Source organism: Photorhabdus akhurstii (assembly GCF_018448925.1).
Lineage (GTDB): Bacteria > Pseudomonadota > Gammaproteobacteria > Enterobacterales > Enterobacteriaceae > Photorhabdus > Photorhabdus akhurstii.
This window is the reverse complement of the sequence record NZ_RCWE01000031.1, coordinates 1-19,060: the sequence shown is the minus strand read 5'-3', so window position 1 is coordinate 19,060 and position 19,060 is coordinate 1. Positions and strand designations below refer to the sequence as shown.

At 43.6% G+C, this 19,060-nt stretch carries 18 protein-coding genes and 2 pseudogenes; 13 read left to right on the top strand and 7 right to left on the bottom strand.

What is annotated here, in order from left to right; all coding sequences use genetic code 11:
• Window positions 1–25 precede the first annotated feature (25 nt).
• Both EAE93_RS21060 and EAE93_RS21055 read left to right on the top strand, forming a co-directional pair.
• Window positions 26–1,384, top strand: a complete 1,359-nt coding sequence (locus EAE93_RS21060; protein WP_110090695.1) for a VRR-NUC domain-containing protein — start codon at window positions 26–28, stop codon at window positions 1,382–1,384.
• A gap of 14 nt (window positions 1,385–1,398) precedes the next feature.
• Window positions 1,399–2,544 carry a DUF3396 domain-containing protein gene (locus EAE93_RS21055; protein WP_214040497.1) on the top strand — a complete coding sequence of 382 codons (1,146 nt, stop codon included), beginning with the start codon at window positions 1,399–1,401 and terminating at the stop codon, window positions 2,542–2,544.
• A 939-nt stretch (window positions 2,545–3,483) separates the two neighbouring features.
• Here EAE93_RS21055 and fadE read toward each other — a convergent pair.
• The gene (fadE, locus tag EAE93_RS21050) at window positions 3,484–5,919 is read right to left on the bottom strand and encodes an acyl-CoA dehydrogenase FadE (protein WP_214040496.1); all 2,436 of its coding nucleotides are present in this window, start codon (window positions 5,917–5,919) and stop codon (window positions 3,484–3,486) included.
• 259 nt (window positions 5,920–6,178) lie between these two features.
• On the opposite strand from fadE, the gene lpcA reads away from it, so the two are divergent.
• Window positions 6,179–6,760: a D-sedoheptulose 7-phosphate isomerase gene (gene lpcA, locus EAE93_RS21045; protein ID WP_036814714.1), complete on the top strand. Its 582-nt coding sequence runs from the start codon at window positions 6,179–6,181 to the stop codon at window positions 6,758–6,760.
• Between the two features lie 24 nt (window positions 6,761–6,784).
• On the top strand, window positions 6,785–7,552 hold the full coding sequence (locus EAE93_RS21040; RefSeq protein WP_036776873.1) for a class II glutamine amidotransferase: 768 nt from the start codon (window positions 6,785–6,787) through the stop codon (window positions 7,550–7,552).
• Here the strand turns inward: EAE93_RS21040 and EAE93_RS21035 are convergent.
• A complete protein-coding gene (locus EAE93_RS21035) occupies window positions 7,523–8,257 on the bottom strand; it encodes a L,D-transpeptidase family protein (RefSeq protein ID WP_214040495.1) in 735 nt (244 codons plus the stop codon). The two genes, EAE93_RS21040 and EAE93_RS21035, sit on opposite strands and share 30 nt — an antisense overlap.
• Window positions 8,258–8,674: 417 nt before the next feature.
• On the opposite strand from EAE93_RS21035, the gene EAE93_RS21030 reads away from it, so the two are divergent.
• The 9 genes from EAE93_RS21030 to EAE93_RS20990 all read left to right on the top strand — a co-directional run bounded on the left by EAE93_RS21030 (window position 8,675) and on the right by EAE93_RS20990 (window position 16,695).
• Window positions 8,675–10,018 carry a Na(+)-translocating NADH-quinone reductase subunit A gene (locus EAE93_RS21030; protein ID WP_214040494.1) on the top strand — a complete coding sequence of 448 codons (1,344 nt, stop codon included), beginning with the start codon at window positions 8,675–8,677 and terminating at the stop codon, window positions 10,016–10,018.
• Window positions 10,019–10,022: 4 nt separating this feature from the next.
• Window positions 10,023–11,261, top strand: coding sequence for an NADH:ubiquinone reductase (Na(+)-transporting) subunit B (locus tag EAE93_RS21025; protein ID WP_105398153.1), 1,239 nt, complete (start codon window positions 10,023–10,025; stop codon window positions 11,259–11,261).
• Window positions 11,254–12,051, top strand: a complete 798-nt coding sequence (locus EAE93_RS21020) for a Na(+)-translocating NADH-quinone reductase subunit C (RefSeq protein WP_214040493.1) — start codon at window positions 11,254–11,256, stop codon at window positions 12,049–12,051. Before EAE93_RS21025 ends, EAE93_RS21020 begins: the two co-directional genes overlap by 8 nt.
• Window positions 12,044–12,673 (top strand): NADH:ubiquinone reductase (Na(+)-transporting) subunit D, encoded by a 630-nt coding sequence (locus EAE93_RS21015; RefSeq protein WP_011145526.1) that lies wholly within the window; start codon window positions 12,044–12,046, stop codon window positions 12,671–12,673. The genes EAE93_RS21020 and EAE93_RS21015 overlap by 8 nt, the downstream gene beginning before the upstream one ends.
• Window positions 12,674–12,681: 8 nt before the next feature.
• Window positions 12,682–13,278, top strand: coding sequence for an NADH:ubiquinone reductase (Na(+)-transporting) subunit E (nqrE, locus tag EAE93_RS21010; RefSeq protein WP_011145527.1), 597 nt, complete (start codon window positions 12,682–12,684; stop codon window positions 13,276–13,278).
• A 15-nt stretch (window positions 13,279–13,293) separates the two neighbouring features.
• On the top strand, window positions 13,294–14,520 hold the full coding sequence (nqrF, locus tag EAE93_RS21005) for an NADH:ubiquinone reductase (Na(+)-transporting) subunit F (RefSeq protein WP_036776865.1): 1,227 nt from the start codon (window positions 13,294–13,296) through the stop codon (window positions 14,518–14,520).
• An 80-nt stretch (window positions 14,521–14,600) separates the two neighbouring features.
• Window positions 14,601–15,629 (top strand): FAD:protein FMN transferase, encoded by a 1,029-nt coding sequence (locus tag EAE93_RS21000; protein ID WP_214040492.1) that lies wholly within the window; start codon window positions 14,601–14,603, stop codon window positions 15,627–15,629.
• Between the two features lie 13 nt (window positions 15,630–15,642).
• Complete coding sequence (gene nqrM / locus EAE93_RS20995; RefSeq protein ID WP_040152259.1) at window positions 15,643–15,870, top strand: (Na+)-NQR maturation NqrM; 228 nt, start codon at window positions 15,643–15,645, stop codon at window positions 15,868–15,870.
• A 546-nt stretch (window positions 15,871–16,416) separates the two neighbouring features.
• Window positions 16,417–16,695: an LCI fold-containing protein gene (locus EAE93_RS20990; RefSeq protein WP_036814172.1), complete on the top strand. Its 279-nt coding sequence runs from the start codon at window positions 16,417–16,419 to the stop codon at window positions 16,693–16,695.
• A gap of 160 nt (window positions 16,696–16,855) precedes the next feature.
• Here EAE93_RS20990 and EAE93_RS20985 read toward each other — a convergent pair.
• The 5 genes and pseudogenes from EAE93_RS20985 to EAE93_RS20965 all read right to left on the bottom strand — a co-directional run bounded on the left by EAE93_RS20985 (window position 16,856) and on the right by EAE93_RS20965 (window position 18,908).
• A pseudogene (locus tag EAE93_RS20985) lies at window positions 16,856–17,252 on the bottom strand (DUF1240 domain-containing protein).
• Window positions 17,253–17,424: 172 nt separating this feature from the next.
• Window positions 17,425–17,586 carry a type II toxin-antitoxin system RelE/ParE family toxin gene (locus EAE93_RS24795; protein WP_250151132.1) on the bottom strand — a complete coding sequence of 54 codons (162 nt, stop codon included), beginning with the start codon at window positions 17,584–17,586 and terminating at the stop codon, window positions 17,425–17,427.
• Window positions 17,583–17,834 (bottom strand): antitoxin, encoded by a 252-nt coding sequence (locus EAE93_RS20975; protein WP_110086275.1) that lies wholly within the window; start codon window positions 17,832–17,834, stop codon window positions 17,583–17,585. The genes EAE93_RS24795 and EAE93_RS20975 overlap by 4 nt, the downstream gene beginning before the upstream one ends.
• Window positions 17,835–18,098: 264 nt before the next feature.
• Window positions 18,099–18,499, bottom strand: a pseudogene (locus EAE93_RS20970) (DUF1240 domain-containing protein).
• Complete coding sequence (locus EAE93_RS20965; RefSeq protein WP_250151131.1) at window positions 18,489–18,908, bottom strand: hypothetical protein; 420 nt, start codon at window positions 18,906–18,908, stop codon at window positions 18,489–18,491. The pseudogene EAE93_RS20970 and the gene EAE93_RS20965 overlap by 11 nt, the downstream one beginning before the upstream one ends.
• Between the last annotated feature and the right edge of the window lie 152 nt (window positions 18,909–19,060).

The following is a 19,060-nucleotide window of genomic DNA, read 5'->3' as shown; positions in this document are numbered from 1 at the left end:
TTATGGGATTTATGGAGAAGTAAGTATGGCAATATCCAATAGCGGCAAAATGTGCCCGGCTGTCACATCAATCACCTGTACGATGGAAATAGGGGTCTTTCCCGCCGATGAAGACCCCTGTTATCTGGCGGAAAAAGCCGAATATGCTTTGCGTCTGCCGGCAATGATTATCACCAAACTGGGGGCTATTCGCTTTCTTAATCAGGTCATTATGAGTGGGTTGATTAAGGTTGAGGAACTCAAACATGACTTCCTGTGGCCCTATAAAGCGGAAGTGGTGTTTGCTATCCGAGGAGAGCAAGATGTCCCCTTACCCATGCTGGCGACCAGTCAAGACTCTAAGCAGCGTTATGGTGATAATTTACCGCAATCCAGTAATCCGTTTGCCCGACCTTCTGCCGAAGACGCGGAGAAATTTGGGGTTAAACGTATTCGCCGACCCGATATTATTCTGGTTAAAGAGGAAGCTCTCCGCTGGCCGGGTAGAAATGCCACCTACTTCGATGGTTCTGTGCATCCCGATAATCTGAAAATGTTGATTGAGGTGAAATTTCCGGGGGATGATCTCTCTGACGATCAAGAAAAAGATTATATCCGGATTGCGACAGAAAAACGTTTTGGTGTAATGCGTGTCATAGATAATCGCACTGAGGAGCAAAAACAATATGATGAAGCGTGGCGAAAACATTATCAACCCGGTTCCCAACACTATAAAAATCCCATCCCACTGGCCCCGCTACCGCCGGGTTCGCCTCCTGATGACGAAGCTTTACCCACCCCTCCCGCAGAGGGTGTGCCGGGGACCATTCCGCAGCCGCTGACAAAAAATCCACCGCTTCTCAGTACTTCCCGTTGGTCGTTTTTACCCAGCTATGAAGACTGGGTTATCCTCGGGCAGGAAGTGGCGAGTCTGGCTGAAAACGGGTTGAATTATGTCCGCGACAGTACCCGGGAGCTTCTTGCCCAGTTTGGTTCATGGCTCAATCAAACCGGCAAGTGGGTGTGTGAAGAGATTATTGACCCGATAAGCCATCAGGTCAGCTACGCATTTTCTTGGGTCAGTGAACAAACGGGGAAAATCGTGATCTGGACGGAGAGTGAGATAAAAGCCCGCTGGCAGGCGGTGCAGCAGGGTTCAGATATCACCCTGGAAGAGCTAAAAAATATTAGCTGGATGCAGATACTGAAAGAGGTGGGTGAAAGCATGCTGGAAATGGTGGTGATTATTGCCGGTGTTGCCGTTGTTATTCTTGTCACCCTTGCCGTCGCTGCCGCATTGATTGCACTGGTAGAAATTTTAGCTGCCGCCACCGCAGTGAGCGCCGCGGCGTTAGCCTCTGTCTTGGCAATATTGGCGAGTGTGACATTCGCCACCGCTTCATAATTAACGGAGAAAATATGGAAACTTCAGACTACTTTGCCCAGTTGAAATCACAACTGACCGCGTTTACCTTCCTCAATGGCGATGGGCTGACTGTTTCTCGTCTTGGGATTTCTATCACCCTGTTTTTTAAACAAGGCTACACCCCGGAGAAAAAACAGCGCATTCTGGCCTGCTACCGGCGCTTTCGCGAAGAATTTGGTACCTACCTGCGTTTTCATCGTCATTCGTTGGAGGGATTAAAAAAATATTCCCCAGAAAATATTGCCAAAGTCGAAGAAGGCATTCTTAATCGGAAAAAAAACCAGCCCTCTAGTTGGGTAGTCAGTGATGCCAAAAATCTCTATGAAGCCCCTCGCTATCTGATGCGTTACCTTGATTCCGATGAAGCTGATGGTGACGATGGTAGCTCTTACCTAAGCCTGACACTTCCTTGGGATTACCTAAAAGAACAAGAGGGCATGGCTCGTTTTATGGCCTGGCTGGAGTTTCTGTGTGAACAACTCGAACCGGACAGTGGGGATTGTGGCTACAGCCTAGTCATCCCCAGAGATTACCATGACTACTTTCCCTTAGAGTACCAATTGGCGCAACGTTATCCCTCTCTGCAAGTCAATTCTGCGGTCCATACTGCGGTATTACAGTATGGGAATTCTGTCCGTGGCATTAACTGGATCACCCTGCTGTCCAAACGCTTTGTAAACCGACTGGGTGGGGAATACTGGATACGTCAGGTGCTGCGCCCCTACCGGGATGTGGTGATTACTTCTTATTCCAATGGGCTGATAATCCGGGCCGGTCAATACCCGGACTTAACGCCACTGCCGGGCAGTGTCCCGGAGAGTTATTTTGCCATTAACCAGCTAATACGTCCGATACGGGTGATACCTCGTGAAGGCCATTCATTGCACTTCTATGGTGAGGGGCATTTTGATGATATTTCCACCCTGGCCTGGTATGCCCGTTATGACCGGGGGCCGCTGCAAGTGACTCCTCTGAGAGGCGACCATCCGGCACTGGTCAGCGGGATCTGGCGAACCGATAGTCTGCCGGGCAAGCAGTTCTTCTTTTCTCAGGGTACGATGGCTTTTGATGTTGAAGGTGCAAAGACAGGCACAACCCTCTGGCATCTGATCCGGGAAGCGGCAAATATGTGGGAATAACTGATTATCCACTACCTGATAATCATAGGTATTTACACAATTTTCATAAAAAATGGTTAAGGAAAGCCATTTTTCGTCTGTCAATATGGTTTTAAAATCTGGAAAACAGAACCAGAGTACCATGAGAAAACAGGTAAAAAATTTAATCATTAAAAGTAAAAAGCAGTGATTAAAGATTTTTTAAAGCGAGTAAAAGATTCGATGCTCTTCTGGCATTGGAAGAAAAAACATCAAGAAAAACGGGTTTTAGATTGAATTAATAAGGTGACAAAATAATAACATTAACCCAATAACAAAAACGTGCGATTATGTTAAAACATTTAACAGGATTAACCGTATTAAACAAATTATCAGTTAAAAAGCACAAAAACACTTAAAAAACATTAAAGATTATTAAAGAAGTGAACGTTGTTTTTAATACCATTGGCTTATCTGTTATCCTCGCTGGTTTTAAACCTAAAAAAATTACATACAGAAAGGAAAAATGAGAAAATTTAACTATCAGTTTACGGGCATTAAAAAGTTTTCTAGTCGTTATTTTACAAAGTAAGTCATAAAAAAATAGCGCAATAAAGAATAGGTAAAACGGTTAATTTACCCGGGTTTAAGCCCTGAAAAAGATCTGATTATTCGAAAAGATATAAGAGGGTATTTTTATATCATCAGGTTATTTACTGGCTGATTTATTCTCTTCATTCTTTAAATCACTGCTGCGTTGGTTGCTTTCACTTATTTATATTAATCTGTCAGACCTTTCACCCTCGTTGATGCGATTAAAGCATCGGAGAAAGCCAATAAACGACAACACATTATCTGAAATTTTAGATAATGTGAAAACATCCCTTGTTTTTTTAAATGGGTTATCCAACAATCTGGGGCGATACTTTAAGATATCGCCCCATGATTAATTTAGCTCTTAATTCTCTTTAATCGTCAGTTTTAGGCCGCTTTTGTTCTCGGTTTTTTGACCGGGGCAGCGACAGCCAGTGCTTCTGGTTCAAACTCATCGACGTTAATAGAGCGTAGACGGCTTGCCTCGGCGCGTTTCAGAATTTCAGCTTCGTCTGGCGTGATCTTACGTTCTGCGAGTGCACGCTCTGCCAGTTTATCCAGGCGAGTAAAACCAAGACGTTTACCTGCTTCGCGACTCAAACGGGCATGGATCGGTTCTGCGGCAATAATATCGTGCAGAGCTTCTTCCAGTAATCCGTGAGGATTGTGCTCGCTTGGTGTCAGATATTGACCTCGGCCAATGCGATCACGGGTAGCCGAAGGTTGTTGTAAGATCTGAGCCAGTTTGTGATCCAGATGGTCAGATGGCGCTGAATGTACACGTCCTAGAGGGAAGACGATAACACGCATCAGACCGGCAACCAGACGATTCGGGAAGTTACTCAGTAAATTATCTATCGCCTGTTCTGCCTGATACAAACTATCTTGAACGGCCCACTGAACGAGCGGCAAATCTTCTTTTTGACGACCTTCATCTTCATAGCGCTTCAACGTCGCGGAAGCTAGATAGGTTTGGCTCAGAACATCGCCAAGACGGGCGGAGACACGTTCACGACGTTTCAGGCTGCCACCTAATACCCCCATTGCCACATCTGATAATAGCGCAAGGTTGGCACTCAGGCGGTTTAATTGCTGATAGTAACGGCGTGTTGCATCATTGACCGGTGTGCTGCTGGTGCGGCCATTGGTTAAGCCAAGCCAGAAGCTGCGTAGCATGTTACTGGCAACGTGACCAAGGTGGCTAAATAGTGCCTTGTCAAAGTCTTTGATACGATTATTTTCAGCCGCAGCCATTTCATCAAGAACATAAGGATGGCAGCGGATAGCTCCCTGGCCGTAGATAATCATGTTACGGGTCAGAATATTGGCGCCTTCAACGGTAATGGCGATAGGCGCGCCTTGATAAGCGCGAGCAAGGAAGTTGGATGGACCAAGGCAAATACCTTTACCACCGGCAATATCCATTGCATCAATAACAGATCTTTGGCCTCTGTGGGTGCAGTGATATTTGACGATAGCGGATAACACAGAGGGTTTTTCACCTAGCATGATACCGGTTGTTGCAAGCGTTGAAGCGGCATCCATCAAATAGGCGTTACCGGCAATGCGTGCCAGTGGTTCTTCAATCCCTTCCATTTTACCAATTGGCATTTTGAATTGGCGGCGGATATAAGAGTATGCGCCGATCGCCATAGCAACACTTTTCAAACCGCCGGTTGCATTTGACGGCAGAGTGATACCACGGCCGACAGACAGACACTCAACCAGCATGCGCCAGCCTTGTCCGGCCATTTTTGGCCCGCCAATAATGTAGTCGATCGGAACAAAGATATCTTTACCGCGAGTTGGCCCATTCTGGAATGGAATATTCAGTGGGAAATGGCGATGACCAATTTCTACCCCCGGTACATTGGTCGGGATCAATGCACAGGTAATGCCCAATTCTTCTGTATCACCCAATAAATGGTCAGGGTCAGACAGTTTGAAAGCCAAACCGAGTACGGTAGCGATAGGTGCAAGTGTGATATAACGTTTGTTCCAGGTCAGGCGCATACCCAGAATTTGCTCGCCTTGCCATTCTCCCATACAGACTACGCCTGTATCTGGGATTGATCCGGCATCAGAGCCAGCTTCCGGGCTGGTCAATGCGAAACATGGGATCTCTTCGCCACGGGCAAGTCCGGGTAGATAGCGGTTCTTCTGCTCTTCGGTGCCATAATGCTGTAACAATTCCCCCGGGCCGAGAGAGTTAGGCACACCTACGGTGATTGCCAGAATGCCGGATGTCCCCGCCAATTTTTGCAGGACTCGCGCCTGTGCATAGGCTGAAAATTCCAGACCGCCATACTCTTTTTTAATGATCATGGCAAAGAAGCGCTGTTCTTTCAGGTAACGCCATAACTCAGGCGGCAAATCAGCAAGTTCATGGCTTATCTGGAAATCATTGGTCATACGGCAAGCTTCTTCTACCGGACCATCCAGAAATGCTTGTTCTTCAGCGGTTAACTGAGGTTTTGGGTAGTCATGTAATTTTTTCCAGTCGGGTTGACCGCGGAATAGTTCACCTTCCCACCAGGTAGTACCTGCATCAAGAGCTTCTTTTTCCGTGCGAGATAGGCTTGGCATCACCTTACGGAAGGCTTTTAAGGCCGGAACAGTAAGTAAGGAGTGGCGCATTGGCGCAAAATTCAGTGGGAACAGAATAATGGCCGTTGGTAACAACATCCAGTAGCTCCATGCATCAATAGCGCCCATCAAGACGGTATAGACAAGGAGCAGTAGGCTGCTGAGACTGAGATTGACTTTGTGATAGCAAAGTATCCCAATCAATACTAAGAATAGAATAATACTCAATGTGGTCATAATAAAAGCTCCTGGTTAATCTCAGGGTCAGGTAAGTCATCAGAGGTCGGACCTGTTAGGGTGTTCTTCTCTTTTTAGACCATGAAATTGTTTTTAGCAATATCTTTACATCTTAATTACAATCTAGCTCACAAACTCGTGGTGATCGGCAGCGGATTAATTCTCCAGAAACGTGATGTTGTCTTCTTTCAATTCTCTTGATCCGGTAAACTGCCATCCGGCACAACATTAAAGATTACCTGACCGAAGTGAGGAGCCTATGTATCAAGACCTGATCCGTAGTGAATTGAACGAAGCCGCGGATACGCTGGCAAAGTTTTTAAGTGACGATGCAAATATTGAAGCAATTCAAAAAGCAGCGGTATTATTGGCTGATTCATTTAAAGCGGGTGGCAAAGTACTGTCCTGTGGTAATGGGGGTTCGCATTGTGATGCGATGCATTTTGCCGAAGAATTGACCGGCCGTTACCGCGAAAATCGCCCTGGTTATCCAGCGATTGCAATTTCTGATGTCAGCCACCTTTCCTGCGTCAGTAATGATTTTGGGTATGAATTTGTTTTTTCTCGTTATGTGGAAGCCGTTGGAAAAGAGGGAGATGTGTTACTGGGTATCTCCACTTCCGGTAATTCCGGTAATATTATCAAAGCAGTTGAAGCTGCCCGCTTAAAAGGCATGAAAGTTATTACGCTGACAGGCAAGGATGGCGGTAAAATGGCGGGAACCGCTGATGTGGAAATTCGTGTCCCGCATTTTGGTTATGCAGATCGTATTCAGGAAATTCATATCAAAGTTATTCATATCCTGATTCAACTTATCGAAAAAGAGATGATTAAAGCCTGATTTTACAGGCTACAGAGGTGGGCAATGTGTGAGTTACTTGGCATGAGTGCAAATGTGCCAACAGATATCTGCTTTAGTTTAGGTGGTCTGATTCAACGGGGTGGTCATACCGGGCCCCATAAAGATGGTTGGGGGATCACATTTTATGAGGGGCGGGGCTGTCGCACATTTAAAGATCATCAACCAAGTTACAATTCGCCCGTTGCTCGCTTCGTACAAGAGTACCCGATTAAATCCAGAGTGGTGGTTTCTCATATCCGGCAGGCTAATCGCGGTAATGTCGCGTTGGAAAATACTCATCCTTTCATCCGTGAGATATGGGGACGCAACTGGACTTATGCCCATAATGGGCAGCTTCGGGGCTATCGGCAGCTTGAAACGGGTCAGTATCGTCCCGTTGGGCAAACTGATAGTGAACATGCTTTTTGCTGGATTCTGCATCAACTTTCACAAAAATATCCAAGAACCCCTTCCAACTGGCCTCAGGTTTTTCGTTTTATCGCTTCACTGGCGGACGAACTCAGCAAAAAAGGCGTATTCAATATGTTGCTGTCAGATGGGCGTTTTGTGATGGCATATTGCTCAACCAACCTCTATTGGATTACCCGTCGGGCGCCGTTTGGAAAAGCAAAACTTCTCGATCAGGATGTTGAAATTGATTTTCAACAGCATACACAGCCGGATGATGTTGTTTCTGTTATTGTTACTCAACCGTTAACCGGTAATGAAGACTGGAATCGTATTGAGCCGGGTCGTTATGCACTATTTCATCTTGGTGAACGCGTATTGTGATTGATGCTGCAAAAGGGGCGATTTGTCAGGTGTCGCATTAACCACATATTGACCGTTAATGACGCTGATTACTGCCGGCTGGTGATTTTTTACAAAATAGTCATAAGCCGGTTGCAACTGTAGCCAAAACATATAATGGGAGGATGAACGGTGGCGTAACATATTCTGTGGTGTCATTTTGAATGGATAAATACTGATATTAATTTCATACTGCCCGCGCAATAATGCGCTTTCTACATAATGGTAGATTTCATCCATGTAACCATTAGTCATCGCGTAACAACCGACAGATTTACACTCTCCGTGGATCATTAAATAGTTGCCGGAATAGCCTCTGAATTTATCGTATTCATTTGGAAAACCCAGATTAATAGATCGGTAATACCGACTATTTGGATTGAGTTGATGGGTTTTTACACGATAGAACCCTTCTGGACTTTTCAGATCGCCTTCTGTGGTTTTGGGACCAAGGCCGCCAGAATAATTACAGATGGGGTAGCTTTTAGACAGTTGGTAGCTTCCATGACCATTTTTAGTATAAAGCTCCAGTATCCGCTCTTCTTTGAATATTTGGATAAAGACAGGAGAGCCGGTTTGCACTGGGGAGTTTTGCTTTAATTGAACTAAAGTATCCTGAGCATGGACAGGAGTGAGTGGATTAGAAAATAACAATATTATTGCAGGAAAAACCGCAGTTTTTTTCATGTGACTACCGTATAGCGACGTATCGGGTTGACTAAAAATTTGGCTTAAGATTGCCATGAGACATCGATTTTGTGAATAGAAAATGATGACGATAATTTTATCCTACAAAGTAATTGTTAGGTTAAAATACAATCAGGTGTCGGTAAAGGTGATATAATAATTCGTTTTTTGCGAGTAATTAATCGTTCAGTGCCAAAATTATTCCTGTTTGCTTGAACTAAATCACTTGATTAGTCAGACAGGCCAAGAAGGGAGATGTTAAAATTACCGCTTGGAGATTAAAAGAAAATCGTAACAATTATCGGAGAATAATAACCTGGGCACGATTCGTGACTTAAGGGTTTTTTTATAGAGTGGCTATGTTACCACCAGGTAATCTGTAGCATATGATTTAATTGATAAACTTGTGCAAATCTTATGATTAAAATTAAAAAAGGACTCGACCTCCCGATTGCAGGAGCGCCTGCTCAAGTAATAGAAGACGGTCCGACGATTCGCCATGTAGCACTGTTGGGTGAAGAGTATGTTGGAATGCGTCCTTCTATGTTGGTTAAAGAAGGTGAGCATGTTAAGAAGGGCCAGATTCTTTTTGAAGATAAAAAGAATCCCGGTGTAGTTTTCACCAGTCCGGCCTGTGGGCAGGTTGTGGCGATTAATCGTGGTGAACAACGTGTTTTGCAATCAATCGTGATTGAGATAACGGGAGACGAACAGGTTGATTTTGACCGTTATGATCGTTCCCAACTTTCTCAGTTATCCCGAGAACAAGTGGAAAAGAATCTTATCGATTCCGGGTTATGGGCCGCACTGCGAACCCGTCCTTACAGCCGAAGCCCTGCTCCCGGCTCCTCGCCAAAAGCAATTTTTGTAACTGCTATGGATACTCAGCCTCTGGCTGCAAATCCACAGGTTATTATTGCTACTGAGGAGGAGGCTTTTGTTGATGGTCTGAATGTGCTGACTAAACTGACCGAAGGTAAAGTCCATGTTTGCCATAGTGCGGGAAGCTTGCCGAATGTCGGTAATAATGCACAAATCACTTATAATCAGTTCTCAGGTCCGCATCCTGCGGGATTAGTTGGAACTCACATTCACTTTATTGAACCCGTCAGTGCGACTAAAACGGTATGGCACTTGGGATATCAGGATGTGATTGCTATCGGTAAATTATTCACTACCGGCACACTTTATACTGATCGTGTCATCGCATTGGCCGGTCCACAGGTTGAGAAACCACGGCTTATACGTACCTGCTTAGGGGCTGATCTGCTTGAGTTAACTCAGGATCAGCTTAAAGAGGGTGAAAACCGTATTATTTCAGGCTCTGTATTGTGCGGTACTCAGTCAGATGAGGTTCACCACTATCTTGGTCGTTTCCACACTTTGGTTTCTGTTTTGCGTGAAGGCCGTGAAAAAGAGCTATTCGGTTGGATCATTCCGGGTGCCGATAAATTTTCCATCACCCGCACCACCATTGGTCATTTCCTGAAAAATAAGCGTTTTGCTTTTTCAACCACAATGAATGGCGGCGAACGTTCTATGGTGCCAATCGGTAACTATGAGCGTGTTATGCCTTTGGATATTATGGCGACGCATTTGCTGCGGGATCTGCTGGTGGGCGATACCGATAGCGCTCAGGCACTGGGTTGTCTGGAGTTAGATGAGGAAGACTTGGCGCTTTGTACCTATGTCTGTCCTGGCAAATATGAATATGGTCCGGTACTGCGTGAAGTGCTGACTAAGATTGAGCAGGAAGGATGATTTCATGGGCCTGAAAAACTATTTTGAAAAAATTGAGCGCCACTTTGAGCCTGGGGGCAAATTAGAAAAATATTATCCGCTGTATGAAGCGGTAACGACGGTTTTCTATACACCAGGTACAGTAACTTCTGGTCGTGCTCATGTCCGTGATGCTATCGATCTAAAGCGTATGATGATCATGGTATGGCTGGCGGTATTCCCGGCAATGTTCTGGGGAATGTATAACGTTGGTCAGCAGGCGATTCCTGCGCTGTATCATTTGTACAGTGGCGCGGAATTACAGCAAATTCTGGCATCTGATTGGCACTATCGTGTTGCTCAGTTTTTCGGTGCGTCACTGACGCCAGGTGCTAGCTGGTGCAGCGAAATGTTGCTTGGCGCGACTTATTTCCTGCCTATTTACATCGTTGTATTTGTGGTTGGCGGCTTCTGGGAAGTACTGTTTGCCATTATCCGTAAACATGAAATTAACGAAGGATTTTTCGTTACTTCGATTTTATTTGCGTTGATTGTTCCGCCGACGATTCCTCTATGGCAGGCGGCGCTGGGTATTACATTCGGTGTTGTCATTGCGAAAGAGGTCTTCGGTGGTACAGGTCGTAACTTCCTGAACCCGGCACTGGCTGGTCGTGCTTTTCTATTCTTTGCTTATCCGGCACAGATTTCGGGAGATTTGGTATGGACTGCGGTTGATGGTTTCTCTGGCGCGACTCCGTTATCGCAATGGGCGGCTGGTGGCAGTCAGGGATTAGTGAATACCGTTACCGGTCAACCTATTACCTGGATGGATGCTTTCATTGGTAATATTCCTGGCTCTATCGGTGAAGTGTCTACGCTGATGATTCTCATTGGCGGTGCGATTATTCTGTTTACCCGTATTGCTTCATGGCGCATTGTCGCTGGAGTGATGTTGGGTATGGTTGCGACTTCCTACCTATTTAATGCTATCGGTTCAGAGACTAACCCGTTGTTTGCTATGCCGTGGTATTGGCATATGGTTCTGGGTGGTTTCGCTTTTGGTATGATCTTTATGGCAACCGATCCGGTATCCGCTTCATTTACCGATAAAGGTAAATGGTGGTACGGCATTCTGATTGGTGTGATGTGTGTTCTGATCAGGGTTGTCAACCCGGCATATCCAGAAGGTATGATGCTGGCGATTCTGTTCGCAAACCTGTTTGCGCCATTGTTTGATTATCTGGTAGTGCAAGCCAATATTAAGCGGAGAAAAGCCCGTGGCTAATGATAAACCTAAAAATAATGACAGCGTGGGCAGAACATTTATCGTTGTTTTTGTGCTATGCCTCGTTTGCTCAATTGTGGTGGCAGGTTCTGCGGTAGGGCTGAAATCTCAGCAACAGGAACAAAAATTGCTGGATAAACAGCGTAATATCCTCGATGTCGCTGGATTACTCAAGCCTCAGATGAGTGCCGATGAAGTTAAAGAAACATTCAAAAGCAGTATTAAAACCGAGTTGTTGAATCTCGATACTGCAACCCTTGAAAGCAGTCAGGGCAAGTTTAACCTGAGCGATGCATTGCGCAGTGATGATACCAGTATTGCATTACCACCTGAAAAGGATTTGGCGAAAATCCGTCGTCGCGCCAATATGGCCGAAATCTATTTGGTGAAAAATGAGCAGGGTAAAACTCGCGAAATCGTTCTGCCTATTTATGGTTCTGGCCTGTGGTCTGTCATGTACGCTTTTATCTCCGTTGATGTGGATGGCAAAACGGCCCGCGGCATCACCTATTATTCGCACGGCGAAACGCCGGGATTGGGGGGAGAAGTGGATAACCCGCAATGGCGTAAAAAGTGGATAGGTAAAAAACTGTATAACGATGAGGGCAATCCGGCGATCAAAATTGTTCGTGGCGGCGCTGCTGCCGATGACTCTTATGGTGTTGATGGCTTGTCTGGTGCGACCCTCACCTCTGCCGGTGTCCAGAATATGTTTAATTTCTGGTTAGGGGATAACGGTTTTGGTCCGTTCCTGAAAAAAGTACGCGAAGGAGCGTTGAAAGATGGCTGATAGTAAAGAAATAAAACGAGTCCTTCTTGGGCCGCTCTTGGATAACAACCCGATTGCATTGCAGGTTCTGGGGATTTGCTCAGCGCTGGCGGTAACAACCAAGTTGGAAACGGCGTTGGTAATGACAATAGCGGTAACATTGGTTACTGCCTTTTCCAGCTTTTTTATCTCGTTGATCCGTCATTACATCCCTGGCAGTGTGCGAATCATTGTACAGATGGCGATTATTGCATCGCTGGTTATCGTGGTAGATCAGATTTTGCAGGCTTATGCTTATGAAATTTCCAAGCAGTTGTCTGTATTTGTTGGCCTTATCATTACTAACTGTATCGTGATGGGACGTGCGGAAGCTTATGCCATGAAGTCTCCACCTATTGAGAGCTTTATGGATGGTATTGGTAATGGTTTAGGTTACGGGGTTATTCTGGTACTGGTTGGTTTCCTGCGTGAGTTGTTTGGTTCCGGCAAACTGTTCGGGATTACCGTGATGGAATCGGTACAGAATGGGGGTTGGTATCAGCCTAATGGTTTGTTCCTGTTGGCGCCTAGCGCGTTTTTCATTATTGGTATGCTGATTTGGGGTCTGAGGACTTTGAAACCGGCGCAGGTTGAGAAGGAGTAACTGACAACATGGAACATTTTATAAGCCTGTTTGTCCGCGCCGTCTTTATTGAGAATATGGCGTTGGCTTTCTTCCTCGGCATGTGTACTTTTTTGGCGGTATCGAAAAATGTCACAACAGCGTTTGGTCTGGGTATTGCCGTCACGGTGGTTTTAGGGATCTCTGTTCCTGCTAATAATCTGGTGTATAACTTGGTATTGCGTGACGGCGCATTGGTTGAAGGGGTTGATCTCAGCTTCCTGAACTTTATTACGTTTATTGGCGTGATTGCTGCATTAGTGCAGATTCTTGAAATGATCCTTGATCGTTATTTTCCTTCACTCTATAACGCGCTTGGCATTTTTCTGCCGCTGATTACCGTTAACTGTGCGATTTTTGGTGGTGTCTCTTTCATGGCGCAGCGTGACTATAACTTTTCTGAATCCATCGTGTATGGTTTTGGCTCAGGTATAGGTTGGATGTTGGCAATTGTTCTGCTGGCTTCTATCCGTGAAAAAATGAAATATGCTGATGTTCCGGCAGGTCTGAAAGGATTGGGGATCACCTTTGTCACTACGGGTTTGATGGCATTGGGTTTTATGTCCTTCTCTGGTGTGCAGTTATAAGGGCGAGAAGCATTCATGGATATAATAATTTTAGGCGTAGTGATGTTTACCCTAATTGTGTTAGTACTGACGGCGCTGATTTTGTTCGCAAAATCAAAGTTAGTTAACACTGGGGATATTAGAGTTGAAGTTAATGGCGATCCGGAAAAGAGCTTTACCGCTCCAGCCGGTGATAAATTGCTAAATATGTTGTCAAGCCAGGGGATTTTTGTCTCTTCTGCTTGTGGCGGCGGTGGCTCTTGTGGCCAATGTCGGGTAAAGATTAAAGATGGCGGCGGCGACATTCTGCCGACAGAGCTTTCTCACATTAGCAAGCGTGAAGCGAAAGAGGGTTGTCGTCTGGCTTGTCAGGTCAATGTAAGACAGGACCTGAAAATTAAATTACCGGAAGAGATATTCGGTGTTAAGAAATGGGAATGTGAAGTTATCTCCAATGATAACAAAGCAACTTTCATTAAAGAGCTGAAATTGAAGATCCCTGATGGGGAAGTTGTACCTTTCCGTGCAGGCGGCTATATTCAGATTGAAGCTCAACCACATATTGCTCGTTACTCCGATTACAATGTGCCGGAAGAATACCGAGAGGATTGGGATAAATTTAATTTATTCCGCTTTGTCTCTGAGGTGAAAGAGCCAACAATTCGTGCTTACTCAATGGCAAACTACCCGGAAGAGCACGGTATTATCATGCTTAACGTTCGTATTGCGACGCCGCCGCCAAGAAATTCGGAAGCGCCGCCGGGAATTATGTCTTCTTATATTTGGTCACTGAAACCCGGTGATAAAGTGACTATTTCTGGTCCATTCGGTGAATTTTTCGCGAAAGATACTGATGCAGAAATGATCTTCATCGGTGGTGGCGCAGGTATGGCGCCAATGCGTTCTCATATCTTTGACCAGCTTAAAAGATTGAATTCCAAACGTAAGATTAGCTTCTGGTATGGCGCCCGTTCTAAACGTGAAATGTTCTATACAGAGGATTTTGATCAGCTAGCGGCGGAAAATGAAAACTTTACCTGGAATGTAGCGCTATCCGATGCACTGCCTGAGGATAACTGGGATGGCTACACCGGTTTTATCCATAATGTTCTGTATGAGAATTATTTGAGGGATCATCCCGCTCCTGAAGATTGTGAATTCTACATGTGTGGGCCTCCGGTTATGAATGCTGCGGTGATCAAGATGTTGAAAGATCTTGGAGTCGAGGATGAAAACATCATGTTGGATGATTTCGGTGGCTGATAAGCCATAAAATAGTTTGATTTTAATGATTGGCGCCCACAATTTTGTGGGCGCTAACAATTCGGAAAGAGTAATTAACTGTGCGTAAAAAGATAAGTAGCTGGATAGCGTTAATATTTGCCGTATTGCTGCTGGCGGCATGCGATGGTCTGGAGCAGAAAAATATTCATGGGCAAACAATGGGAACTTACTATTCCATTAAATTTGTCACGGGTTCGTCGGCACCTTCGCCAGAAATGTTACAAAAAGAGATTGATCGTTTGCTGGAAGAAGTTAACGATCAGATGTCGACATATCGCCCTGATTCTGAATTGAGTCGTTTTAATCAAAGCCGTCAAATTGATCGTCCGTTCCCTGTATCGCCCGCGACAGCCAAAGTGGTTAAAGAAGCGATCTACATTAATAAATTGACGGATGGCGCATTGGATGTGACGGTTGGCCCATTGGTTAATTTATGGGGGTTTGGTCCTGAGGGGCACGTGACGAAAGCGCCTTCTGCGAGTGAATTGGAAAAACGCCGTGAATGGATTGGGATAGATAAACTGGTGGTAGAAGGTAATAACCTGATTAAAACCGTTCCAGAGCTGTATATCGATTTATCATCTATTGCTAAAGGTTATGGCGTAGATGTTGTTGCTGAATATTTGGAATCGCAGAATATCAAAGATTATATGGTTGATATTGGCGGTGAAGTCCGTACATCAGGTCGTAATGGTAAAGATCTGCCGTGGCGGATTGCGATTGAAAAGCCATCTGACACCGGCATGGCTCAAAATGCTCAGGAAGTGATAATGCCTGGGAATATGTCGATAGCGACTTCTGGTGATTACCGTAATTACTTTGAACAAAATGGTGTGCGCTATTCTCATACGATTGATCCAAAAACGGGGAACCCTATTTCTCATAATTTAGTCTCTATTACGGTAATTGCTCCAGCTTGTATGAGTGCTGATGGCCTATCTACTGGACTGAATGTTTTAGGGCCGAAAAAAGGGATGGAAGTTGCAGAAAATCTGAGTATCCCGGTTTTTATGATCATAAAAACGAAAAATGGTTTTGAAGAGCGTTACAGTAAAGCCTTTGAGCCATACCTACAGAAAAATCAATGAGAAGGGGAAAGAAGTGCTGAAAGTATTTATTGCAGCCTTCGTCTTTTTCCTGCTGGCTTTTGCAGGAATGTCGTTGGGCTATATGATTAAACGTAAGAGCATACAAGGGAGCTGTGGCGGTTTAAGCAGTATTGGAGTGGAGAAAGTATGTGATTGTCCGGAACCTTGTGATGCTCGTAAGAGACGTATGGCTCGTGAGGCTGCGCGGCAGGTTCAATTAGAGAAACATCGGATTATCTGAGTTTAACCAATCGGCGGAATTCTCCTTCCTGCTTTCACGTAGTTTGAGATAAAGTAAATAAAAAGCAGAAATACCAGTTTGATAAAATCCCCTTCACATTAAGCGGCTTACTGTGAAGGGGGTTTTAAATACACACCCTGTTAATATAGGTTTTAAGATAAAGTGAGCAATCTGAATTCATATAAATATGAAATTCAGGTTATTTAATTGTATCTTTTGAAAACTATTTAATTGATAGAAGACCATTTATATTGTGTGAGGAGTTTTTTGTAAATAAGAAATTAGACTTCCAATTTAAAATGAAAAATATAAACAGCTTTTAAAGTTGTAATATAGGCTAATGATGATTTAGCATGAATTATTACATGTGATTTTATATTTCTCAGCAAATAATTTTCTATTTAATAAAATAAAATTCCAATATTTCCAGGGTTAAAATAAATATTTTTATAACCTCAGGATTTTGACAAAATTTATAAAAGCGATACACTTAAGGTGAAATTTATAAATTATGTAAGTTATAAAACTATTAAAGGAGAAACTTTTATGTTTAAGAAATTATTAGCAGTTGGGGCATTAGCGGCAGGTATTACATTAACCGGAGGAATTGGGGCTGCATCGGCAAGCGTATATATTCCTTGGGACAATTGTTATAGTTCAGGTATAACCCATAACAATGGCCTATATACTCAATATATTGCTAAAGATAATGGTACTTTTGCTAATGTATATGATTGGGCTGGAGTCAGATGGTATCTTAAAGGTTATAAATATTTAGATTATTGTGGAAAATATATCGCTTTATATGAAGGTAGAGGCTTGTAAAATTTTACCTAAAAATCCCAACAATCTGGGCCAAATATTATAAATGTTTGGCTCATTATATTGTGTCAGATACTTCTTCCTGCAAGGTGGTTAGTTTAAAAATCCTTGGGAAATATATGTCAAAGTTACCCCTGTTATGAATAAGTTAAGTAAGATAATATTAATCACATAGCTTAATATTTTTTACATAGGTATTCGGTGACATCCAGGATATTCTTTCACATACCAGATAATTCTCACTTTTTAATTTCTAATCCACATAGAAAGATAGGGGTAAACTCAAAAAAAATGAAATTATAGCTATAAATCCAAAACAGTTAATAAAATTATCGTGATATTTTGGACAACGGCCAGTTATATTAAATAAAATCATAAAATACGAAAGTAGAGGAAAAGAATATTATAAAAACAGGGCTTGAGAATGTTATTTTATCTTTCATTTTAATTAAGGAAAATAAATTTTCCCCAGCCAAAAAGAAACCTGATAGCGCTAAAATAAAAATAGCAAGAGCACAGATTATTGGGGTAGACCCAACAGCCGTGTCACCAGCCGCCATTTCGATCATGGCTGCCCAAGCCATCACTCTTTGAGCCGGTCAGCCAGTCGTGTCATCAGGTCCATGCGTTCATGGAAAATAGCCACGATCAGAGCAGGCGCTCCCTCACGCGGTAGACAGAAGACGTAATGATGTTCGTACCGCCCCATCCGTAGGCCCAGAAAAAGCGCACTCATGTCTTTGAACACACCCCAGCCATCGCGAGGTTGGCGATACCCTGTTCTAACATAGCAATGTAGCGGCGCACCTGAGCATCGCCCCATTGCTTGCGGGTGTAGCGGACGATGCCACGCAGGTCGGATTCTGCCGCCGTAGTGAGAACGTAGCCGGTCAATCCCGGCCCTCGGTCAGTTCTTCATCGAGAATTTCGCTGATGCTCTTGGTAGACACATTGCCAGCAAGTCCCTCGTGGATGCGGGTGCCGAGCAGGGTTTTCAGCTCCTTCCATGCCTGATTGGCATCAACATCGCCGGGAAACAGCCTTTCCAGCGCGTATTGCTTGATGGTCTTGCCCTGCAAGGCAGCCAGTGCTTTCAGGCTTTGGTGCTGTTGGTCTGTTATGTCGATGGTTAGGCGACTCATGGGATAATCTCCAAACTCCAAAATTACACATTCTCACATTAGCACATATGTGCTAATAGAGCCAAACAGTTGTACATGACAACATTGGCGCAGGTAGCCGGTAAATAAGTGTTTTACGACACGGGTAAAAATGGTCTGGATGTCCTGTGTGCACATCGCCTAAAAACATGCGGAAAACTCTGTCGTTAGGTATAGCATACGAAAATTCAACGTGAGGGGTTTTTCATAGTTCCCCAAGTTATGAAGAAATTAAATAAGATAATATTAATCACAAAGCTTAATATCTTTTACATAGGTATTCGGTGACGCCAAGGATATTCTTTTACATATTAAATAATTCTCACTTTTTAATTTATAATCCACATAAAAAGATAGGGGGAAACTTAAAAAGAATGAAACAAAGGCTATCACCCCAAAACAGTTAATAAAACTATCGTGATGTTTTGGCCAGCGATTTTTTATATTAAGGAAAATAACAGAAACTATAAAGTATGAAAGGAAAGGAAAAGCAAAAAATAGCATAAAAACAGGGCCTGAGAATATTATTTTATCTTCCATTTTAACTAAGGAAATTAAATTTTCTCCGCTAGAAAAAAAGTAAATAACGTTAGAATAATAAAGGAAAAAGCTCCTATAATATGCAAAATCTTTTTTTTATTTACCATAATTCCCCCAGTTATGAAGAAATTGATTGAAATTAGCTTCTGGCGTTTTTGGTTTTCTTTCTATTTCTTTTTTGATTAAATTAATCACAGTTTCACTAATTTTAAATTTTTTATCTAATGAATCAAGTATAGATACTGTTGCAATACCTACTAAAAGCATAATACCAGCCACAATAATTACGCTAGCACCAGTAGCAAATGCAGTTGCTGCAAAAGTCCCAATAACCCAAGAAGCAAAAGCCGCTACTGCTGCTTTAGCCATATCTACTGAAATATTGCCTAAGAAATCAGCCAATGTGTATTCATCCTTAAAGATGTATTCAACCGCTCGATAAGCTGAGGAAAATAGTATATTGAATTTAACTCCCTTAACTATGCCACTGTTTATTCCTTGTTGCCCTATTCCCATAGAGATTATCTTCATGTTAGAAGCGCAGGGCAAGATCACGAATGTTTTTTAGCCAAAAATAAAATAGGTTGCTTCAAATAAAGCACTGTGATCTTATACTCTCTTTTGAGAGTGAAAACCTATATCATGTGCCTTGAGAACTTTACCCTTCA